We start from the raw sequence: 3956 nt of genomic DNA on the forward strand, positions 1-3956 counted from the left end.
AATGTATTGGTTAACCATACATGGGGGCGTTATACGCCTGAGGATGGTGGTGGCCAAGAGGCTCGTCGTACCATGATCGAGATGGTTCCTTGGATGCCGATTCGCGATAAGAATGGTAAATATACCACTTCTACCTCTTCTTCCATTGGTGATGTATTAGGCTTTGAGGGTATGTCTAACCCAGTCATGATCTTGGATATGCAAAAACGTATGCGCTACAACACGCAGGTGTTTGGTAACGCCGCTTTGACATTCCACTTGGCTGAAGGTTTGGATTTGAAGACTCAACTAGGTCTTGACCATCATAATAAAACGTATAGAGGTTATTCTTCTATCGATTTGAACAACATCTCCATGCCGAATGGTTGGGCTGAGTACCAAAATTGGAATACACTTTATTGGCAGGAGGAGACTTACTTGACTTACAATAAGGTATTCAGTGATCATCGTATCAACGCTATGGCTGGTTTGTCTTGGCAAGAGCGTGTGCAAAAGTGGAATAAGGCACGAACAGAAGGTTTCTCGGATGATTTCTTTGAGGACAATAATATGTCCGCAGGTACAACTCCGGCATCTCCTGAGTCTTCTTACGATCGGTGGGCGATGAACTCTTATTTCTTGCGTTTCGCTTATACATATAAAGATCGTTACTCCGCAACCGTAACAGGTCGTGTCGATGGTTCCTCTAAGTTTGGTGAAAACAACAAGTATGCGTTCTTCCCATCTGCAGGTTTGGCTTGGAATATCTCTCAAGAGGATTTCATGCAAGATCAAAGCACGATCAGCAATTTGAAGTTGCACACTAGCTACGGTTTGACTGGTAACTCCGAGATTGACACTTATCGGTCATTGGCTCGTGTTTCTTCTGGTACGCTTTTGATCAACGATATTCGCGCTCCGTATTCTTACATCAGCTCTATGGCGAACCCGGATTTGAAATGGGAGAAGACTGGTCAGTTTGATGTTGGTTTCGAGATTGGATTCTGGCAGAACCGCTTGTCTTTCGATGTAGCTTACTATAACAAGAAGACAACCGACTTATTGTTGGATTGCCCGATTCCTCACACTACAGGTTTCACGACAGTGTATAAGAATATCGGTTCTGTAAGAAACCAAGGTATGGACTTAATGATCAGCGCACGCCCAGTTCAGACACAAGACTTCAATTGGAGTTCTACGATTAACTTAAACTTCAACAAGAACAAGATCCTTCAGTTGGGCGACAATAATGAGGATATCGAGATGAACAGCTGGGTAGGTGGTTCTGAAAGTATCTTGCGTGTAGGTGAGAACATGAGTTCTTTCTATGGCTACAGACGTTTGGGTGTTTATACGGAGGAAGATTTCAATAACGGCTTGTGCGAGAAGAACCAGATCGGTCGTGCGAAACGTACGGATAAGAAAGAGATCATCGGCAAAGGTATGCCGGACTGGACTGGAAGCTGGATCAACAACTTCTCTTACAAAAACTTCGATTTGACGATGGACTTGCAGTTCGTATGGGGTGTTGAGACCTTATATGACGCATATAACGGATCGAACCCGAACACGATGCAACAGGCTGTTTACTTGTGTAACTCAGGCCATGCAGGTCAGGATACGACAGTAGATTCTCAATGGATCGCCAATGGTTCTTACTTGCGTTGTAACATGTTGCAATTGGGTTATACTTTTGACTCAAACGTGATTAGCAAGATCGGTTTGTCTGCTTTGCGTTTGTACGCAAGTGCGAATAACTTATTCTTGATTACTGCTAGCGATTTCACAGGTTACGATCCTGAGGGTACATCGCAGGGTGATAGTAATAAGTTCGGTCAGAACATGGTATTCTTCTCTTATCCAAGAGCGAGAACTTTCACGTTCGGTGTTAATGTAACATTTTAATTCATTTAATCAGTAGAATTTTTAGAAATGAAAAAAATATTGACAGTAGCGATTGCATGCGCTTGTTTAACCGGGTTCAGCGCATGTAATGATTTCTTGGAAGAGAAACCGAAGTCATCGTTGACAGCCCCGGATTATTACCAGACAGAGGCTCAAGCTCAGGCTAACGTGAACTATTTGTATCGTACGGGAGCTTCAAGTAAGCTCACAGGTGCGGGTAGTGCTTACGTAGGTCCGTTTGCCTCTATCACAGGACAATTGACCGGTTACTTTACAAACAGTTATGAAGGTCAGGAGCTGACTTGTAAATATTCTCGCGAGTTGACTCGTCAGCAGAATACGATGACTGTTTCCGTAACTATTGACGGTATATGGGATGATTGCTACAAGGCTATCAACGTAGCTAATGGCGCTATCAAGTATATCCCCGAGATCTCAATGGATCAGTCTTTGGCAAATCGTTTGATCGGTGAGGCAAAGTTCTTTAGAGCTTGGAACTACTTCAACTTGGTGAAGATCTTTGGTGGTGTTCCATTGACAGTAGAGCCGTACGAATCTATGGAGAACATGTATTTGGAGCGTGCTTCTGTAGAGCAAGTATATGCTCAGGTCGAATCCGACTTGAAGGATGCCGTTAATGCTTTGCCGGCTGCTACTTTCTACAACAATAGTAACCGTATCACGAAGTATGCTGCCGCTATGGTTTTGACTTCCGTTTATATGCAACAAGGTAAGTATGCCGACGCTGCTTCTGCGGTAAAGACGGTGATCGATTCTCCGCATGCTTTGGCAACCAACGATGATTTAGCATTGGGTTCTGCCTATAATAAGATCCGTACGACAGACGGTTTGGCTGAGTCTATCTATTCTTATGAGTACAACGCAACGATCAGTAACGGTGGTTGGTGGCCTACTTATGCGTTCAACTCAGCGGCTACAGCTATATTTGGTACGTATTCTATCTTTGAGCGTACATACGGGCCAACGAATCAATTCTTGAACGTGTATGCGGCAAACGACTTACGTATCCAGCCAAATCAATTCTTCCATTGGAATTATACAAATCCGGATAATGGCAAGACTTGGACGGCTCCTGAGAATGCTTGTGGTTGCTGGTTCTGGTATGATGAGGACGCTTTGTTGAACACAGGACGTTCTACGAAAGACCGTGATATCTTCCGTTACGCAGAGGCTTTGCTTGACGCTGCTGAATCTATCGCTCAGTCTCAAGGTGTAACAGCTGAGGCTGCCGGCTATTTGGCACAAGTTAAGGCTCGTGCAAACATGGAAGGTAAGACGGTAGCCGCAATTACTGCCGATCTTCAGAAATTAGGTAAGCAGGCCTTTATCGAGGAATGCTGGACAGAGCGTTTGCGTGAGTTCCCGTTGGAATTCAAGATTTGGGATGACTGTTTGCGTACAGGTAAGTTCCCTGTAATCTCTTCTACAGAGAAGGGTAAGGTTACATACGTTGACTTAGTTGGCGCAAAGAACGCTTCCGGCGCGACCTTCAAGTCTTCCGACTTGTTATGGCCGATCTCTTTGAACGAGATGCAACGTAACCCGAGTTTGACTCAAAATGAGGGTTATGCCGTTCAATAATAAATTTCAATAACTGATGGCTAGAGAGGGAGGGAATGAGCGATCATCCTTCCCTCTCTTTTTGGTAGCTTGATTAGTCAGCAAGTTGCATGAAACAATGTATAATATACAGAATTTTGGTTTGGTTGTCTTATTATTCACTTTCAACTATGAAAACAAAAGAGCAAGAAATGACATACTGGATTCTGCTAAGTTAGAAGGACGGTTGGAAGGTGAAGAAAAAAGAATGATTTTCTGAGCAGTACTACTGACTTACTCAAAGGATATATACTTATTTTGCCCACGCAGTATATATTACTTTGCCAAGTCACTAGTACTTCATAAACATCCTTTACTTTGACACAGGCTAGAGGATAAGCAATTGCTTCCTTCTGACTATGCCTAAATTTACTTCACAGATTTTACTGTTATTTTCTAAGGTACTTCACATCTTAGAGAACCTTCTCCTGAAAAACTTCACGGGGTTGAAA

Annotated in this window: 2 protein-coding genes; both read left to right on the top strand. The window is 43.3% G+C overall.

Translation table 11 applies throughout. The annotated features are described in order from the left end of the window. Positions 1–1884, top strand: a 1884-nt coding sequence (locus BHV83_RS13410; RefSeq protein WP_286757615.1) for a SusC/RagA family TonB-linked outer membrane protein, incomplete at its 5' end; no start/stop codon positions are given. A gap of 27 nt (positions 1885–1911) precedes the next feature. Further along, the gene (locus BHV83_RS13415; RefSeq protein WP_005866428.1) at positions 1912–3486 is read left to right on the top strand and encodes a RagB/SusD family nutrient uptake outer membrane protein; all 1575 of its coding nucleotides are present in this window, start codon (positions 1912–1914) and stop codon (positions 3484–3486) included. Positions 3487–3956 lie beyond the last annotated feature (470 nt).

This window comes from Parabacteroides sp. merdae-related_45_40 (assembly GCF_001915675.1).